Origin of the sequence: Kosakonia quasisacchari (assembly GCF_004331415.1) — a bacterium.
Taxonomy (GTDB): domain Bacteria; phylum Pseudomonadota; class Gammaproteobacteria; order Enterobacterales; family Enterobacteriaceae; genus Kosakonia; species Kosakonia quasisacchari.
On the sequence record NZ_SJOP01000006.1, the window covers coordinates 12,889 to 28,386 of the forward strand.

The 15,498-nt window shown below is 55.6% G+C and carries 17 protein-coding genes; 3 read left to right on the plus strand and 14 right to left on the minus strand.

Features of this window, described 5'->3' with window-relative positions; genetic code table 11:
- Positions 1–259: 259 nt before the first annotated feature.
- Positions 260–1,147, minus strand: a complete 888-nt coding sequence (locus E0L21_RS07885; RefSeq protein ID WP_131408292.1) for a LysR family transcriptional regulator — start codon at positions 1,145–1,147, stop codon at positions 260–262.
- Between the two features lie 107 nt (positions 1,148–1,254).
- On the opposite strand from E0L21_RS07885, the gene E0L21_RS07890 reads away from it, so the two are divergent.
- Positions 1,255–2,463: an MFS transporter gene (locus E0L21_RS07890; RefSeq protein ID WP_131408294.1), complete on the plus strand. Its 1,209-nt coding sequence runs from the start codon at positions 1,255–1,257 to the stop codon at positions 2,461–2,463.
- Positions 2,460–2,825 (plus strand): DUF4440 domain-containing protein, encoded by a 366-nt coding sequence (locus E0L21_RS07895; RefSeq protein WP_131408296.1) that lies wholly within the window; start codon positions 2,460–2,462, stop codon positions 2,823–2,825. The genes E0L21_RS07890 and E0L21_RS07895 overlap by 4 nt, the downstream gene beginning before the upstream one ends.
- Before the next feature lie 64 nt (positions 2,826–2,889).
- Here E0L21_RS07895 and rpoS read toward each other — a convergent pair whose 3' ends face one another.
- The 13 genes from rpoS to cysG form a co-directional block, all read right to left on the minus strand.
- On the minus strand, positions 2,890–3,882 hold the full coding sequence (rpoS, locus tag E0L21_RS07900; protein WP_002442472.1) for an RNA polymerase sigma factor RpoS: 993 nt from the start codon (positions 3,880–3,882) through the stop codon (positions 2,890–2,892).
- 125 nt (positions 3,883–4,007) lie between these two features.
- Positions 4,008–5,081 (minus strand): murein hydrolase activator NlpD, encoded by a 1,074-nt coding sequence (gene nlpD, locus E0L21_RS07905; RefSeq protein ID WP_235855210.1) that lies wholly within the window; start codon positions 5,079–5,081, stop codon positions 4,008–4,010.
- A gap of 166 nt (positions 5,082–5,247) precedes the next feature.
- A complete protein-coding gene (locus tag E0L21_RS07910) occupies positions 5,248–5,874 on the minus strand; it encodes a protein-L-isoaspartate(D-aspartate) O-methyltransferase (protein ID WP_017457717.1) in 627 nt (208 codons plus the stop codon).
- Positions 5,868–6,629 (minus strand): 5'/3'-nucleotidase SurE, encoded by a 762-nt coding sequence (gene surE / locus E0L21_RS07915; RefSeq protein ID WP_131408300.1) that lies wholly within the window; start codon positions 6,627–6,629, stop codon positions 5,868–5,870. The genes E0L21_RS07910 and surE overlap by 7 nt, the downstream gene beginning before the upstream one ends.
- Positions 6,610–7,659 carry a tRNA pseudouridine(13) synthase TruD gene (gene truD, locus E0L21_RS07920; protein WP_131408302.1) on the minus strand — a complete coding sequence of 350 codons (1,050 nt, stop codon included), beginning with the start codon at positions 7,657–7,659 and terminating at the stop codon, positions 6,610–6,612. The genes surE and truD overlap by 20 nt, the downstream gene beginning before the upstream one ends.
- Positions 7,656–8,135 (minus strand): 2-C-methyl-D-erythritol 2,4-cyclodiphosphate synthase, encoded by a 480-nt coding sequence (gene ispF, locus E0L21_RS07925; RefSeq protein ID WP_131408305.1) that lies wholly within the window; start codon positions 8,133–8,135, stop codon positions 7,656–7,658. The genes truD and ispF overlap by 4 nt, the downstream gene beginning before the upstream one ends.
- Positions 8,135–8,845, minus strand: coding sequence for a 2-C-methyl-D-erythritol 4-phosphate cytidylyltransferase (gene ispD / locus E0L21_RS07930; protein ID WP_131408307.1), 711 nt, complete (start codon positions 8,843–8,845; stop codon positions 8,135–8,137). The genes ispF and ispD overlap by 1 nt, the downstream gene beginning before the upstream one ends.
- Before the next feature lie 19 nt (positions 8,846–8,864).
- Positions 8,865–9,203: a cell division protein FtsB gene (gene ftsB / locus E0L21_RS07935; RefSeq protein WP_017457712.1), complete on the minus strand. Its 339-nt coding sequence runs from the start codon at positions 9,201–9,203 to the stop codon at positions 8,865–8,867.
- 161 nt (positions 9,204–9,364) lie between these two features.
- Entirely contained in the window at positions 9,365–9,694 is a 330-nt protein-coding gene (locus E0L21_RS07940) for a DUF3561 family protein (RefSeq protein ID WP_131408309.1), read from the minus strand.
- A 111-nt stretch (positions 9,695–9,805) separates the two neighbouring features.
- Positions 9,806–10,411 (minus strand): adenylyl-sulfate kinase, encoded by a 606-nt coding sequence (gene cysC, locus E0L21_RS07945; RefSeq protein ID WP_131408311.1) that lies wholly within the window; start codon positions 10,409–10,411, stop codon positions 9,806–9,808.
- Positions 10,411–11,838 carry a sulfate adenylyltransferase subunit CysN gene (gene cysN, locus E0L21_RS07950; RefSeq protein ID WP_131408313.1) on the minus strand — a complete coding sequence of 476 codons (1,428 nt, stop codon included), beginning with the start codon at positions 11,836–11,838 and terminating at the stop codon, positions 10,411–10,413. The genes cysC and cysN overlap by 1 nt, the downstream gene beginning before the upstream one ends.
- A 9-nt stretch (positions 11,839–11,847) precedes the next feature.
- Positions 11,848–12,756, minus strand: a complete 909-nt coding sequence (gene cysD / locus E0L21_RS07955) for a sulfate adenylyltransferase subunit CysD (protein ID WP_017457708.1) — start codon at positions 12,754–12,756, stop codon at positions 11,848–11,850.
- 9 nt (positions 12,757–12,765) lie between these two features.
- Positions 12,766–14,181 (minus strand): siroheme synthase CysG, encoded by a 1,416-nt coding sequence (gene cysG / locus E0L21_RS07960; RefSeq protein ID WP_131408658.1) that lies wholly within the window; start codon positions 14,179–14,181, stop codon positions 12,766–12,768.
- 236 nt (positions 14,182–14,417) lie between these two features.
- Between cysG and E0L21_RS07965 the strand changes: the two genes are divergently transcribed.
- The gene (locus tag E0L21_RS07965; RefSeq protein WP_131408315.1) at positions 14,418–15,452 is read left to right on the plus strand and encodes an aminopeptidase; all 1,035 of its coding nucleotides are present in this window, start codon (positions 14,418–14,420) and stop codon (positions 15,450–15,452) included.
- Positions 15,453–15,498: the final 46 nt, after the last annotated feature.

Below are 15,498 nucleotides of genomic sequence, written 5' to 3' on the forward strand. Positions count from 1 at the left end.
TTCGCCAGCCACGGCGACGTTTCCGGCACCGGCGGTGCAGTATCAAAACCTTGCGACGTCATGCGAAACGCTCGTCTGGAACGGTGCCGCAGTTCGCGATGACCAGGCTGAACCGTCGCCCAGCCACCTTTTACCGGCGATCACTCGCCTGGATGGACATAGGATGTTTCGCGCCTTATTGACGGTGCCGATCCATTTACGTGCAGATTTTGAATGCCGCGTTTTCAGGCCGTTTAAGTGCGCAACGATGCATTAAGCGCTAAGCCAGACGAGCACGCAAAAAATCAACAAACGCGCGGACTTTGGCCGGAAGATGCGGTGCATCCGCATAGACGGCATACACGCCCTGCTGTGCGAAGCGGTATGCCGGTAACAGATGAACAAGCTGGTGACTGCCCAGCGCCGTTTGCACCAGCCACAGCGGTAACAACGCCACGCCGCAACCGGCCAACGCGAATTCCATTAACGCTTGCGCGCTATCTGCGGATAAACGTGCAGGCGTGGTGATGTCCAGCGTTTCGCTGTGCCCGTGGGCATCGGTAACTTGCCAGCGCAGCGGTGCGGTTAAGCGCTCGTGAATGATCCACTCCGCTTGTGCCAGCGATTGCAGCGAAGTCACAGGATGGGCGCTCAGCCATTCGGGCGTTGCCACTGGCACAATCGCGAAGCGGGAGATCAATGCTGCGTGATAGCGCGAATCTGCCAGCGATCCTAAGCGGATCGCCACATCAAAACGTTCTGAAATCAAATCATTATGCTGAGACGACGCCACATGGCGGATACGCAAACCAGGATGCAACTTTGCAAACGCCGCCAGCGCTGGCACTACAACCTTTGCGCCATACTCCGGTGTGCTGGTGATCCGCAACTCGCCGCATAACCCGACGTGGCTCGCCCGGACATCATCTTGCAAGGTCTCTGCAGCGTTGAGCAACTCAACACCGCGCTGGTAAAACAAACTGCCCGCATCGGTTAGCGTTAACCGCCGCGTTGAGCGCAGCAATAAGGTGACGCCAAGTTCGTTTTCCAGTTGGCGGATATTGAAGCTGACCACTGCTTTCGTTTGCCCAAGCGCGGCGGCGGCTGCGGTGAAACTGCCGGTATCGACCACGGCAACAAAGATAGCCATACGCGATAAATTGAGCATCGGGTTTCCATCATTGTAAAAATAATTTTGACAGTATATCGCCCGACACACCGTTTATCCCGCCCCATCGCCCCGCTACATTACGCCTCCACACTGGAGGATAGAAAATGGTGTATCGCAACAAGGTCGTGGTGGTGTATCTGCTGGGCTTTTTTCTAGACTTAATCAACATGTTTATTGCCAGCGTGGCGTTTCCGGCGATGGCGGTTAGCTTGCAAGCTTCTGTTTCTACGCTGGCATGGGTCAGCAACGGGTATATCGCCGGTTTAACGCTGGCGATCCCGTTTAGTGCGCGGCTAACCAGACGCTTTGGCGCACGACGGATCTTTATCTTTTCACTGATTGTATTCAGCACGGCGGCGATGGCGGCAGGCTGCGCCAACTCTGCCGGGAACCTCATTTTCTGGCGTGTGCTGCAAGGCATGGGCGGCGGGCTGCTGATACCGGTGGGGCAAGCGTTAACCTGGCAGCAATTTAAACCCCATGAACGCGCCAAAGTCTCATCCGCTGTGATGCTGGTCGCGCTGCTGGCTCCCGCCTGCTCGCCGGCGATCGGTGGTGTGCTGGTACAGTCTTTTAGTTGGCGCTGGATTTTTTTCGCCACGCTGCCTGTTGCGCTGTTAACGCTGCTGCTCGCGTGCATCTGGCTAAAAGACGAGCCAGTGGCAAGCGGGTCGTCGCGGCTGCTGCACCTATCCTTACTGCGCAATTCGCTGCTGCGCTTCGCTATGCTGATTTATCTCTGCGTGCCGGGGATGTTCATCGGTGTGAGTGTGGTAGGCATGTTTTATTTGCAGCGCATCGCCGGGATGTCGCCCGCAATGACCGGCGCGTTAATGATCCCGTGGTCGCTGGCGTCTTTCGCCGCGATCTGTTTTAGCGGCCGTTATTTCAACCGCCTTGGCCCGCGACCATTAATCATCACTGGCTGTTTATTGCAGGCTGTTGGGATCCTGATGTTGACGGGGGTTACGCCACAGACGCCTGCCAGTGTCGCTATCGCGGCATTTACGCTGATGGGTGCAGGTGGGAGTTTGTGCAGCAGCACCGCGCAAAGCAGTGCCTTCTTGACGATTACCCATCATGAGATGCCCGATGCCAGCGCGCTGTGGAATCTTAACCGGCAACTGAGTTTTTTCCTCGGGACAACCTTGCTGGCGTTCGTATTGAGCACGTTACAGCATCTGTTTCCCCCCTTACTGGCCTGGCGCGGCACGTTTATTACCGCCGCCGCCTTTTCCTTGTTACCGCTGGTGGCCGCCCTGCGGCTGAATAACCAACAAACACTGCACTATCTGCATCAGGAGAAACCATGAAGCCCTATATCAGTGAAATTATGGAGGCACATATCGCCATCGAAAACTGGCTCAGCCAGGGTGAAGGTGAGCTGGAGGCACTGATGGCACGCTTTGCCGAAAACTTTTCCATGGTGACGCTTTCCGGCACATCTTTGGACTACGCGGCGCTTGCCGGTTTTTTCCAGGAGCAACGCGGTGGCCGTGCGGGGCTGAAGATTGTTGTCGATAACATCGAACCGCTGGCGGAGTGGGATGCGGGTGCGGTAATAAGTTACCGGGAAACGCAAGGCGAGCATGTGCGCTGGTCAACGGTGGTGTTTCAATTACAGCAAGGGCGCGTGTTGTGGCGTCATTTGCATGAGACGGCTCAGGCAACGTAACGGCAACAAGCAAAGAAAAAAGGCCGCGTCATCTGCGAGCGGCCTTTTTGTCGTGAAATGATGCTTATTCGCGGAACAGCGCTTCGATATTCAGCCCCTGTGTCTGCAGGATTTCACGCAGACGACGCAGACCTTCAACCTGAATCTGGCGAACACGTTCACGCGTGAGACCAATTTCACGGCCCACATCTTCCAGTGTCGCCGCTTCATAACCCAGCAGACCGAAACGACGCGCCAGCACTTCACGCTGTTTGGCGTTCAGTTCGAACAGCCATTTTACGATGCTTTGTTTCATATCATCGTCTTGCGTGGTGTCTTCCGGACCGTTGTCTTTCTCATCGGCCAGAATATCCAGCAGCGCTTTTTCAGAATCACCGCCCAGCGGCGTATCAACTGAGGTAATGCGCTCGTTGAGACGCAGCATGCGGCTGACATCATCAACAGGCTTATCCAGCTGTTCGGCAATCTCTTCTGCGCTCGGTTCGTGGTCCAGCTTATGGGACAACTCGCGTGCAGTACGCAGATAGACGTTCAGCTCTTTAACAATGTGGATTGGCAGACGAATAGTACGGGTTTGGTTCATGATTGCCCGTTCAATAGTCTGACGGATCCACCAGGTGGCATACGTTGAGAAACGGAACCCGCGTTCCGGGTCAAATTTCTCAACGGCGCGGATCAGCCCAAGATTACCCTCTTCAATCAGATCCAACAGCGCCAGACCACGATTGCTATAACGACGGGCAATTTTCACCACCAGACGCAGGTTACTTTCGATCATGCGACGGCGAGAGGCTACATCACCACGTAGCGCACGGCGTGCGAAATAGACTTCTTCTTCGGCCGTTAAGAGTGGGGAGTACCCAATTTCCCCAAGGTACAGCTGAGTCGCGTCTAAAACACGCTGGGTGGCACCCTGCGACAACAGCTCCTCTTCAGCCAGGTCGTTATCACTGGGTTCCTCTTCTACTAAGGCTTTCTCATCAAAAGCCTCTACTCCGTTCTCATCAAATTCCGCGTCTTCATTTAAATCATGAACTTTCAGCGTATTCTGACTCATAAGGTGGCTCCTACCCGTGATCCCTGGGCAAAGCACCTGAAGACTACTCATTTCGCCGGCTGCAGCGGCATCTGCGCACGCTGCAACAGCTCAAATGGGGAGCACTTCATCCACTTTGCACCGATTTATCGCTGCGGCAAATAACGCAGCGGGTTTACGGATTTCCCCTTGTAACGAATTTCAAAATGCAAGCGTGTAGAACTGGTTCCGGTGCTACCCATGGTAGCGATTTTTTGCCCCGCCTTAACTTCTTGTTGTTCCCGGACCAGCATTGTGTCGTTATGGGCGTAGGCACTCAGGTAATCATCGTTGTGTTTTATGATGATCAAATTACCGTAACCGCGCAGTGCGTTACCGGCATATACAACGCGCCCATCTGCGGTCGCGACGATAGCCTGTCCTTTACTGCCCGCAATATCGACACCTTTATTGCCACCTTCGGTCGCAGAGAAGTTGTCGATAACGTTGCCCTCAGTCGGCCAGCGCCATGAAGCAATCGGCGAGCTGGTTGATGTACTGCTGGCAGTCGGTTCGGTTGAGCTTACAGAAGGAGCCGTAACAGGCGCTGTGACGATCGTCGCAGGCTTATTGTTCGGCAACATTTTGTTAGCACTTTGTTCACCTGAATCCTCAGAATACGTAATTGTCGGTTTCGAAGCAACCACTACGGTTGAATTTTGCGCAGGTTTTGAGACGATTCCTTGCGCAGAAGCATCAGCCCGAGTTATGGCGTTACCACCAGTAATTGGCGTACCGGATGCGTTGCCAACCTGTAATGTTTGCCCGACTTCCAGACTGTACGGCGCGGCAACATTATTACGCTGCGCGAGATCACGGAAATCGTTCCCGGTGATCCACGCGATATAAAACAGCGTATCGCCACGCTTAACGGTGTATGTGCTGCCGCCGGTGTAGCTGCCTTTCGGAATATTGCCATACTGGCGGTTATAGACGATATGACCATTCATCGTCTGAACTGGCTGTTGTGCGACAGGCTGGATCTGCGTCGGCTGAACGGCAGGACGCTGTACCGGCTGAATTTGCGGTTGTTGCGCGGACGTACCAAGTTTTGGCGGCGGCGTGATTAACATACCGGAACTGGAATTATTACTGCTGGCGCTCTTCATGCCGCCAACGGAACTGACCGGGGCCGGAGCATTAGTGGAATTTGAACACCCTGCCAGCCAAAGTGAAACCAGCGACAATGCCGCCACACGGCTTACGGTTAATTTTGGGCTTCCCGCGCTCATTTATCCCCCAACAATATGTAAATTACCAATGACTTAAAGATAACCGCGAACGTTTACGGCAAATGTGCTCACCATACGCTGTTATTGCCTGAAAAACCCAGGAAAACTCTGTTTCTCAGGCCAGCTCGCCTTTCACCAGCGGAACAAAGCGTACGGCTTCAACGGTATCGATAATGAATTCGCTTCCCCGCCGACGAACCCGCTTTAAATGCTGGAGTTCATCGCCCACGGGCAAAACGAGAATACCGCCGTCATCAAGCTGCGACATCAGTGCAGCCGGGATTTCCGGCGGTGCAGCGGTCACGATAATGGCGTCAAACGGCGCACGAGCTTGCCACCCCTGCCAGCCATCACCGTGACGAGTAGAAACATTATGCAAATCAAGCTGCTTCAGGCGGCGACGCGCCTGCCATTGCAGCCCTTTGATGCGTTCAACCGAGCAAACATGATGCACCAGACGCGCCAAAATCGCGGTCTGATACCCCGAACCGGTGCCAATTTCCAGCACCCGCGAGGCTGGCGTCAGCTCCAGCAGCTCGGTCATTCGCGCCACCATATAGGGTTGCGAAATGGTTTGCCCTTGACCAATAGGTAACGCGACGTTATCCCACGCTTTGTGTTCAAACGCCTCGTCGATAAATTTCTCGCGCGGCACTTGCGACAACGCCTCAAGCACCTGCTCGTTTTTAATGCCCTGCGCGCGTAATTGATTGAGAAGATCTTGTACGCGTTTGCTTACCATTGCCTGTCCACCCCGGCACGATCCAACCAACCCGACACCACATCATGCGCGCTGTAAGCGGTTAAATCCACATGCAGCGGCGTCACGGAAACATAGCCTTCATCAACGGCAGCGAAATCGGTATCCGGCCCGGCATCGCATTTCTCGCCAGGCGGGCCAATCCAATAGAGAGTGTTACCGCGCGGATCTTGCTGTGGAATCACCTGATCCGCCGGATGGCGGCTACCACAGCGCGTAACGCGAATGCCTTTGATCTCATCCAGCGGCAGATCCGGGACGTTAATATTCAAAATACGGCCGGTTCGCAGCGGTTCGCGGTTTAAAGCACGTAAGATCGAACAGGTTACTGCTGCGGCGGTTTCATAATGCGTATGCCCGTTAAGCGACACCGCCAGCGCCGGGAATCCCAAGTGGCGCCCCTCCATCGCGGCAGCAACCGTACCGGAATAGATAACATCATCGCCAAGGTTCGGCCCGGCATTAATGCCAGACACCACCACATCCGGGCGCGGACGCATCAGCGCGTTAACGCCCAGAAAAACGCAATCGGTCGGCGTGCCCATTTGGACGGCGATATCGCCGTTTTCAAAGGTAAAAGTACGAAGCGAGGATTCAAGCGTCAGTGAATTAGACGCACCGCTGCGGTTACGATCGGGAGCGACGACCTGAACGTCGGCAAACTCTCTAAGAGCCTTTGCCAGCGTCTGGATACCTGGCGCGTGGATCCCGTCATCGTTACTCAGCAATATTCGCATAATCACCCGATGTGTTGATAAGTTCCCTGACGACACTGGTGGCAAAACTGCCCGCTGGAAGCCAGAACCGTAATTCGACGGTGACGTCATCCCACCAGTTCCAGCACAACTTTTGCGGGTAGAGCAGCATCGCGCGGCGCGCTGCTTCGACTTTCTCCCGCACCAGCAAAGCTTGTAATTCAGGCGCATCAGCAACCGCCTGTTGTTCAAACGCCAGCGCGTCGCGCTGCGTGCCCCACTCACCGCTACCCGGTAGCGACGCGGTAATCATCAGCGCTTTTGCCTCAACGCGCGTTTGCAGTTCCGCCTGCTCTGCAAGGGTTGCAACAAACCAGCTGCCGCGCCCCGCTAATTGTAGCGCATCGCCGTCAACAACTTGATTAAAGTCTTTTTTTTTCAACCGTTCACTGACGATTTGATTAAACAACGCGCTGCGCGCTGCCGACAACCAAAAACTGCGCTTATTACGATCGCGCACTGGCGCATCGCTCTGCGCCCAGCGAAATGCGCCTTGCAGGTTGCTGCCGCCGATGCCAAAGCGCTGAGCGCCGAAATAATTCGGTACACCTTTCTCCACGATGGCCTGCAAACGCGCCTCAACATCCGCACGGTCGCTTACCTCGCGCAGCACCAGCGTAAACGCATTGCCCTGGAGCGCACCGAGACGCAGCTTGCGCTTGTGGCGGGCGTATTCCAGCACTTTGCAGCCCTCAAGCTGAAATGCGCTGAGATCGGGCATTGCATTACCCGGCACGCGGGCGCACAACCACTGTTCAGTGACAGCGTGTTTATCTTTTTGCCCGGCGAAACTCACTTCACGCGCCTGAATTTTAAGGAATTTTGCCAGCGCATCAGCCACAAAACGCGTGTTGCAGCCGTTTTTCAGGATGCGTACCAGAATATGCTCGCCTTCGCCATCAGGCTCAAAGCCAAGATCTTCCACCACGACGAAATCTTCCGGGTTGGCTTTCAGAACGCCACTTGCCGCCGGTTTGCCGTGCAAAAATGTCAAGTTATCAAACTCTGTCATTTCGCCGCCTTCAACAACAGCGCGACAGCCTCACAGGCGATACCTTCGCCGCGACCGGTAAAGCCAAGTTTCTCGGTGGTGGTGGCTTTGACGTTGACATCATCCATATGGCAGCCGAGATCTTCAGCGATAAATACGCGCATCTGCGGAATATGCGGCAACATTTTCGGTGCCTGCGCGATGATGGTGACATCGACGTTACCAAGCGTATAGCCTTTAGCCTGAATGCGCCGCCAGGCTTCACGCAGCAGCGCGCGGCTGTCTGCTCCTTTGAACGCCGGATCGGTATCCGGGAACAGTTTGCCAATATCGCCAAGCGCCGCCGCACCCAGCAGTGCGTCAGTTAACGCATGCAGCGCAACATCACCATCGGAGTGAGCCAGCAGGCCTTTTTCGAAGGGAATGCGCACACCGCCAATGATAATCGGGCCAACGCCTCCAAAGGCGTGTACGTCAAAACCGTGTCCAATACGCATTATGCTTTCTCCTGGAGGTCTGCATGGGTCAAGTAGAATTCTGCAAGTCGTAAATCTTCGGGTCGGGTGACTTTAATATTATCCGCACGTCCGGCGACCAGCTCCGGGTGAAAACCACAATACTCCAGCGCAGAAGCTTCATCAGTAATCAAAGCGCCTTCATTCAGCGCGCGGGTCAGGCAGTCGTGCAGCAGCGGCAGCGGGAAAAACTGCGGTGTTAGCGCATGCCATAAGTCATTGCGCTCAACGGTGTGAGCAATTGCGGTTTTACCGGGTTCAGCGCGCTTCATAGTGTCGCGCACCGGGGCGGCAAGAATTCCACCTACGCGGCTGGTTTCACTCAGCGCCAGCAAGCGGTTTAAATCATCCTGATGCAGACAAGGCCGCGCGGCATCATGCACCAGCACCCACTGTGCGCCGGAGGCGGCATGCAAGCCTGCCAGTACGGAATCTGCACGCTCTGCGCCGCCATTCACCACGGTGATTTGCGGATGGTCAGCAAGGGGTAATTGCGCGAAACGTTCATCGCCAGGGCTGACCGCGATAATCACGCGGCTAACGCGCGGATGGGCGAGCAACGCGGCAACCGCGTGCTCAAGAATGGTTTTATCACCGATGGAGAGATATTGCTTAGGACATTCCGTTTGCATGCGGCGGCCAAATCCGGCGGCCGGCACCACGGCACAGACGTCCGGGATCATTGCTGACATGTCGTGAGTCCGGGATTATTTAAGGTCTGTTCTGCGTATTTTGTGTATTTTGCGTGTTTTGCGCTGAGCCCGACGCGCGCTTTGAGGCGTCCGGCACCAGACGATAAAATGTTTCGCCCGGCTTGGTCATCGTTAATTCGTTGCGAGCGCGTTCCTCAATCGCTTCCTGGCCGCCATTGAGATCGTCAATTTCGGCGAAAAGCTGATCGTTACGCGATTTTAATTTAGCGTTAGTCGCCTGCTGTGCCGCCACATCTTCGCTGACGCGGCCGTAATCATGCAGACCATTCTTGCCGAACCACAGCGAATACTGTAGCCAGACCAGTAAAGCCAGCAATAGCAGCGTTAGTTTACCCATCCTGCCCCCTGAAAAACGGCATCATCATCCCATAACTTTTCGTCAGACTCCACTCCAGCCGGGTGATGCCGCACAAGCGCCAGACTTTACCATAAATGTCCGGCGATCCGTAGCCAGACACATTGCCTTAATGAGCGTTACGGTTTGACGTATGAGAAGGGTTAACCCATCAGCCACATAAACAGCACGCCGAACATGGCGATCACCGTCAACAGTGTCGCCACGCTGCTGTAAAGCAGCTTGCCATCAAGTAGCGAATGCAGCGCAATGCCGACCACGACGGCTACGGGCATCAGTGCGAGAAAAAAAGGCCAGGTGTAGAGAAAGAAAAAAAGCGTATTGGAGCCGTAAATCATAAACGGGATGCCGAGCGCCAGCAGCCAAGCGACAAAGCCCACAACCGCTCCAGGGAACGACCATGTGGTGGTTTCGTCGGTAGTGGTCGTCATCGCCTGCGACCGTGGAATGGTGATGTTCTGACTGTTGCGCATATCTGATCCTGTTGCCTGTACGATCGGTAACGGAGATACATGCCCTGATTCAGGTGGCGTAAACCTCAACGCCGGGAAAACCTGAAAATGGCGTGTATCGCCAGTACCGTCTCAGGATCTGATAATATCGCCCCGCCGGAGGAGGTCTAATAATTGGCTGACCAAATTTGTTACCAATTGTTCGCCGTCCAGATGCACTTCCGGGGATTCCGGCGCTTCGTAAACCGAATCAATGCCGGTAAAATTGCGAAGTTCACCGGCACGCGCTTTCTTATACAACCCCTTAGGATCGCGCGCTTCGCAGATATCCAGCGGCGTATCAACAAACACCTCGATAAAACGCCCTTCGCCCAGGCGCTCGCGCACCATTTGCCGCTCGGCACGGTGCGGCGAGATAAAAGCAGTGAGCACGACCAGCCCCGCTTCAACCATCAATTTAGCCACTTCGCCCACGCGGCGGATATTCTCTTTGCGATCGGCGTCGCTAAACCCCAAATCGCTGCACAGCCCGTGGCGCACATTGTCGCCATCCAGCAAATAGGTGCTGACGCCCGCGCGGTGCAGCGCCTCTTCCAGCGCCCCCGCGACGGTCGATTTTCCCGAACCGGAAAGGCCGGTAAACCACAGCACAACCCCACGGTGACCGTGGAGTTGCTCACGCGCTTTTGGCGTCACCGGGTGCGCGTGCCAGACGACGTTTTCGTCATGCTGTGCCATTACTTGCCTCCCAGCAGATCGCGGGCGCCCCAGTGCGGGAAGTGCTTACGAATAAGTTGATTCAGTTCCAGTTCAAATGCGCTGAATTCGGACGTGCTGGCCGGCTGCTGGACATAAACGGCACGCACCATTCCTGCGCCAACGGTCACGTTACTCAGGCGATCAATAAAGATAATGCCGCCGGTCACCGGGTTCTGCTGATAAGCATCCAGCGTCAGCGGTTCGTCAAACGTCAGATCTACCAGGCCAATGCCGTTAAGCGGTAACGTTTCTGTCTGGCGCTGCGTCAGATTATTGATGTCTACCTGGTAGTGGATACCATCAACACGGGCACGCGTTTTTTTGCCTGCCACTTTGATGTCATAACTCTGGCCCGGTTGCAGCGGCTGTTCCGCCATCCACACCACATCCAGCGATGCGCCCTGCACCGCTGGCAACGTTTCCTGCGCATCCAGAATCAAGTCACCACGGCTGATATCGATCTCATCTTTCAGCACCAGCGTAATGGCTTCGCCCGCTGCGGCTTCCTGTAAATCACCATCAAAGGTCACGATGCGGGCGATGGATGATTCAACGCCAGACGGCAGCACTTTAATGCGCTGGCCGACTTTCACCACGCCAGAAGCGAGCGTCCCGGAGAAACCCCGGAAATCGAGGTTCGGGCGGTTCACATACTGCACCGGGAAGCGCATCGGCTGCGTATCCACAACGCGCTGGATTTCTACGGTTTCCAGCACTTCCAGCAGCGTCGGGCCGCTGTACCACGGCATTTTCGCGCTCTGGCTGGCGACGTTATCCCCTTCCAGCGCCGACAGCGGCACAAAGCGGATATCGAGGTTGCCCGGCAGTTGCCCGGCAAAGGTCAGGTAATCCTGACGAATGTTGTCGAACGTCTCTTCGCTAAAGTCAACAAGGTCCATTTTATTGACGGCCACCACCAGGTGCTTAATGCCGAGCAGCGTGGAGATAAAGCTGTGGCGGCGCGTTTGATCCAACACGCCTTTGCGCGCATCGATCAGCAAAATCGCCAGATCGCAAGTCGACGCGCCGGTCGCCATATTACGGGTGTACTGCTCATGCCCAGGTGTATCGGCGATGATAAATTTGCGTTTCTCGGTGGAGAAATAGCGGTACGCCACATCAATAGTAATGCCCTGTTCGCGCTCTGCTTGCAGGCCATCCACCAGCAGTGCGAGATCGAGTTTTTCGCCCTGAGTACCGTGGCGTTTGCTGTCGTTGTGCAGCGTAGAGAGCTGATCTTCGTAGATCTGGCGGGTATCATGCAGCAGGCGGCCGATCAATGTACTTTTGCCATCATCGACGCTACCACAGGTTAAAAAGCGCAGCAGGCTTTTGTGCTGCTGGGCATGCAGATACGCTTCGACGCCGCCTTCATTAGCAATTTGTTGTGCAATTGTGTTGTTCATGGCGGCTCCTTAGAAATATCCCTGACGTTTTTTCAGCTCCATGGAGCCGGCCTGGTCGCGGTCAATCACGCGCCCCTGACGTTCACTGGTCGTTGAAACCAGCATCTCTTCGATAATCTCCGGCAGCGTTTGTGCGTTTGATTCCACTGCGCCGGTCAACGGCCAGCAACCAAGCGTACGGAAACGCACCATCCGTTTTTCAATCACCTCACCCGGCTGCAGATCGATACGGTCATCGTCGATCATCATCAGCATCCCGTCGCGCTCCAGCACCGGGCGTTCAGCCGCCAGGTACAACGGAACAATGTCGATATTTTCCAGGAAGATATACTGCCAGATATCCAGCTCGGTCCAGTTAGAGAGCGGGAATACGCGAATACTTTCGCCTTTGTTGATCTGGCCGTTGTAGTTATGCCACAGCTCCGGGCGCTGGTTTTTCGGATCCCAGCGGTGGAAACGATCGCGGAAGGAGTAAATGCGCTCTTTGGCTCGCGATTTCTCTTCGTCACGGCGCGCGCCGCCAAACGCCGCATCAAAACCGTACTTGTTCAGCGCCTGCTTCAGCCCTTCGGTTTTCATGATATCGGTGTGTTTGGCGCTGCCGTGTACGAACGGGTTAATCCCCATCGCCACCCCTTCCGGGTTTTTATGCACCAGCAGCTCGCAGCCGTAGGCCTTTGCGGTACGGTCACGGAATTCGTACATCTCACGGAATTTCCAGCCGGTATCAACGTGCAGCAACGGGAACGGCAGCGTACCTGGGTAGAAGGCTTTGCGTGCCAGATGCAGCATCACGCTGGAATCTTTGCCGATGGAATACATCATCACCGGGTTGGAAAATTCGGCGGCCACTTCGCGGATGATATGGATGCTTTCCGCCTCCAGTTGTCGCAAATGAGTGAGTCGTTTTTGATCCATAACCATTCCTTAAGCCAGATTAATCACGGAAGCGCCAAACGCATCCGTCGCTGTCGTATGCTGGAACCAGGCGAGTTCACGCTGCAGCCCAACCACCTCACCTACCACCAACAGGGCAGGCATTGGCGCGGCTTTCGCCAGTTCCTCAAGTTGTTCTAATGTGCCGGTAGTAACGTGTTGATCCACGCGCGTACCGCGGGAAATCACCGCCACGGGCGTTGTTTCGTCACGCCCGTGGGCAATCAGCTGTTCGCTGATTTCAGCCGCCTTCATCGTGCCCATATAAATCGCCAGCGTCTGGCGGCTCTGCGCCAGTTGCGACCAGTCAAACGGCGCGCTGTCGGCTTTATAATGGCCGGTTACAAACGTAACGCTCTGGGCAAAATCCCGGTGCGTCAGCGGGATGCCTGCATAGGCTGTCGCACCCGATGCTGCCGTAACGCCCGGCACCACCTGGAAAGGAATGCCCGCCGCAGCGGCGGCCTGTAGCTCTTCACCGCCGCGTCCGAAGATAAACGGATCGCCGCCTTTCAGGCGCACCACCGTTTTCCCCTCGCGCGCCGCTTCCACCAACATGCGGTTGGTATCATGCTGCGCGACAGCGTGCGAACCGGCACGTTTACCGACGCAGATTTTCTCGGCATCTCGCCGCACCAGCTCCAGCACTGCATCACTTACGAGGTGGTCATAAAACACAACGTCTGCCTGCTGGATAACCTGCAAACCCCGCAACGTCAACAGTCCGGCATCGCCTGGCCCGGCACCGACAAGCATGATTTCACCGCCGCTTGAACCTGGTTGAGTCAGTTCCGCTTCCAGCGCTTTTTCCGCTGCCGGTTCGTCACCCGCTGCCATCAGGCTGGCAAAACGCCCGCGAAAAGCGGTTTCCCAAAAACGACGCCGCTCATCGGTGGTACGGCGAAACGCTTTGATGCGCGTCCGCCAGCGCCCGGCAACCTCTGCCAAGCGCCCGAGATTTCCCGGCAGCAGCGCTTCAATCTTTTCACGCAGTAACCGCGCCAGCACAGGTGCGTTGCCGCCGGAAGAGATCGCCACCAGCAACGGCGAGCGATCGACAATCGACGGGAAAATAAAGGAGCACAGCGGCTGATCGTCCACAACATTCACCAACCGATGACGCGCATTGGCGGCGTCAAACACCCGGCGGTTCAGCGCCGAATCGTTGGTGGCGGCTATCACCAGGAAAACCGCCTCCAGCTGCGATTCGTCAAACGCGGTAGCCAGCCAGTGAATGGATTGCGCATCGGCAAGTTGCTGCAACTGCGGTTCCAACCGTCGCGCTACCACTTGCACATGTGCGCCAGCCCGACGCAAAAAGGCGATTTTGCGCGCGGCGATTTCACCGCCGCCAATCACCAAAACGGGGCGGTCTTTTACAGCAGCAAATAACGGCAGGTAATCCACAACGCAGTAACTCACTCGAGACCAGCAATAGAGGGACTATAGGGGGCGGTTTAGAACGAATGAAATTACGAATTGGAATGAGTAGTTCCGCAAAGGAATAACGCTTGTGCAAAGCAAATATCAAAAAGTGCTTAACATCAGTATTTTCGGAAGGTTAAGAAGAAATGAAATTGTGTAAAGCGGGTCACAGTTTCATACTAAGCGCGGTAAAAATTCTGCTGCTTAAAGGACTCACTATGTTTTCCGCATTGCGCCTCCGTACCGCTGCCCTGGCGCTCGGCGTATGCTTTATCCTCCCGGTTTCTGCCCGGACCTCTCAACCCGGCGACTTTGCTACTGAGCAGGCGCGTCACATTGCCACCCTGTTCCCAGGACGTATGACCGGCACCCCCGCCGAAATGCTCTCGGCGGACTATGTTCAGCAACAATTTGAACAAATGGGCTACCAGAGCGATATCCGCAAATTCAAAACCCGTTACCGCTATACAGCGAAAGATAACCAGCAGAACTGGCAAAACGTTACCGGCAGCACGGTGATTGCCGCGCATGAAGGCAAACTGCCGCAGCAGATCATTATTATGGCGCACCTCGATACCTACGCGCCGCGCAGCGATGCGGATGTCGACAACAACCTTGGCGGTTTAACACTGCAGGGGATGGATGATAACGCCGCAGCAGTGGGCGTAATGCTTGAGCTGGCGCAAGCGCTGAAGCAGACGCCAACGCAATACGGTATTCGTTTTGTCGCCACCAGCGGCGAAGAGGAAGGCCAGCTTGGCGCAGAGAACTATCTCGCGCGAATGACCGACAAAGAGCGCAAAAACACGCTGCTGGTGATCAACATGAATAACCTGATCGTTGGCGACAAGCTCTACTTTAATAGCGGGAAAAACACCCCGGCTTCTGTGCGCAAACTGACGCGGGATCGGGCATTGGCGATTGCCCGTTCGCACGGGATTCTGGCGATGAGCGCTCCGGTCACAACCACAAAAAGCAACCACAGCGCTAATGATGCGCAGGTGTTTGATCAGGCGTCTATTCCGGTGCTGTCGGTGGAAGCGACAAACTGGTCGCTGGGTCTGAAAGACGGCAACCAGCAGCGCGCCAAATCCAAAACCTTCCCGGAAGGCGTGAGCCACCATAATGCCCGGCTGGATAACCAACAGTATATCGACCAGGCGCTACCGGGGCGCATTGAGCGCCGCAGCCGCGACGTGGTGCGCATCATGCTGCCGCTGGTGAGCGAACTGGCGAAAACCACCAAAAATTAACGCCAGCATTGCTGGCGTTATCGTGCAGATTCTCCGAACCCGCCCT

What these genes read in the sequence shown, in the direction of transcription:
- E0L21_RS07910 (WP_017457717.1), bottom strand. Translation starts at nt 5,874, where the DNA reads ATGGTAAGCAAACGCGTACAAGATCTTCTCAATCAATTACGCGCGCAG.
- E0L21_RS07965 (WP_131408315.1), top strand. Translation starts at nt 14,418, where the DNA reads ATGTTTTCCGCATTGCGCCTCCGTACCGCTGCCCTGGCGCTCGGCGTA.
- ispD (WP_131408307.1), bottom strand. Translation starts at nt 8,845, where the DNA reads ATGTCAGCAATGATCCCGGACGTCTGTGCCGTGGTGCCGGCCGCCGGA.
- ftsB (WP_017457712.1), bottom strand. Translation starts at nt 9,203, where the DNA reads ATGGGTAAACTAACGCTGCTATTGCTGGCTTTACTGGTCTGGCTACAG.
- E0L21_RS07890 (WP_131408294.1), top strand. Translation starts at nt 1,255, where the DNA reads ATGGTGTATCGCAACAAGGTCGTGGTGGTGTATCTGCTGGGCTTTTTT.
- ispF (WP_131408305.1), bottom strand. Translation starts at nt 8,135, where the DNA reads ATGCGTATTGGACACGGTTTTGACGTACACGCCTTTGGAGGCGTTGGC.
- E0L21_RS07940 (WP_131408309.1), bottom strand. Translation starts at nt 9,694, where the DNA reads ATGCGCAACAGTCAGAACATCACCATTCCACGGTCGCAGGCGATGACG.
- truD (WP_131408302.1), bottom strand. Translation starts at nt 7,659, where the DNA reads ATGACAGAGTTTGATAACTTGACATTTTTGCACGGCAAACCGGCGGCA.
- cysD (WP_017457708.1), bottom strand. Translation starts at nt 12,756, where the DNA reads ATGGATCAAAAACGACTCACTCATTTGCGACAACTGGAGGCGGAAAGC.
- cysC (WP_131408311.1), bottom strand. Translation starts at nt 10,411, where the DNA reads ATGGCACAGCATGACGAAAACGTCGTCTGGCACGCGCACCCGGTGACG.
- rpoS (WP_002442472.1), bottom strand. Translation starts at nt 3,882, where the DNA reads ATGAGTCAGAATACGCTGAAAGTTCATGATTTAAATGAAGACGCGGAA.
- E0L21_RS07885 (WP_131408292.1), bottom strand. Translation starts at nt 1,147, where the DNA reads ATGCTCAATTTATCGCGTATGGCTATCTTTGTTGCCGTGGTCGATACC.
- cysN (WP_131408313.1), bottom strand. Translation starts at nt 11,838, where the DNA reads ATGAACAACACAATTGCACAACAAATTGCTAATGAAGGCGGCGTCGAA.
- E0L21_RS07895 (WP_131408296.1), top strand. Translation starts at nt 2,460, where the DNA reads ATGAAGCCCTATATCAGTGAAATTATGGAGGCACATATCGCCATCGAA.
- surE (WP_131408300.1), bottom strand. Translation starts at nt 6,629, where the DNA reads ATGCGAATATTGCTGAGTAACGATGACGGGATCCACGCGCCAGGTATC.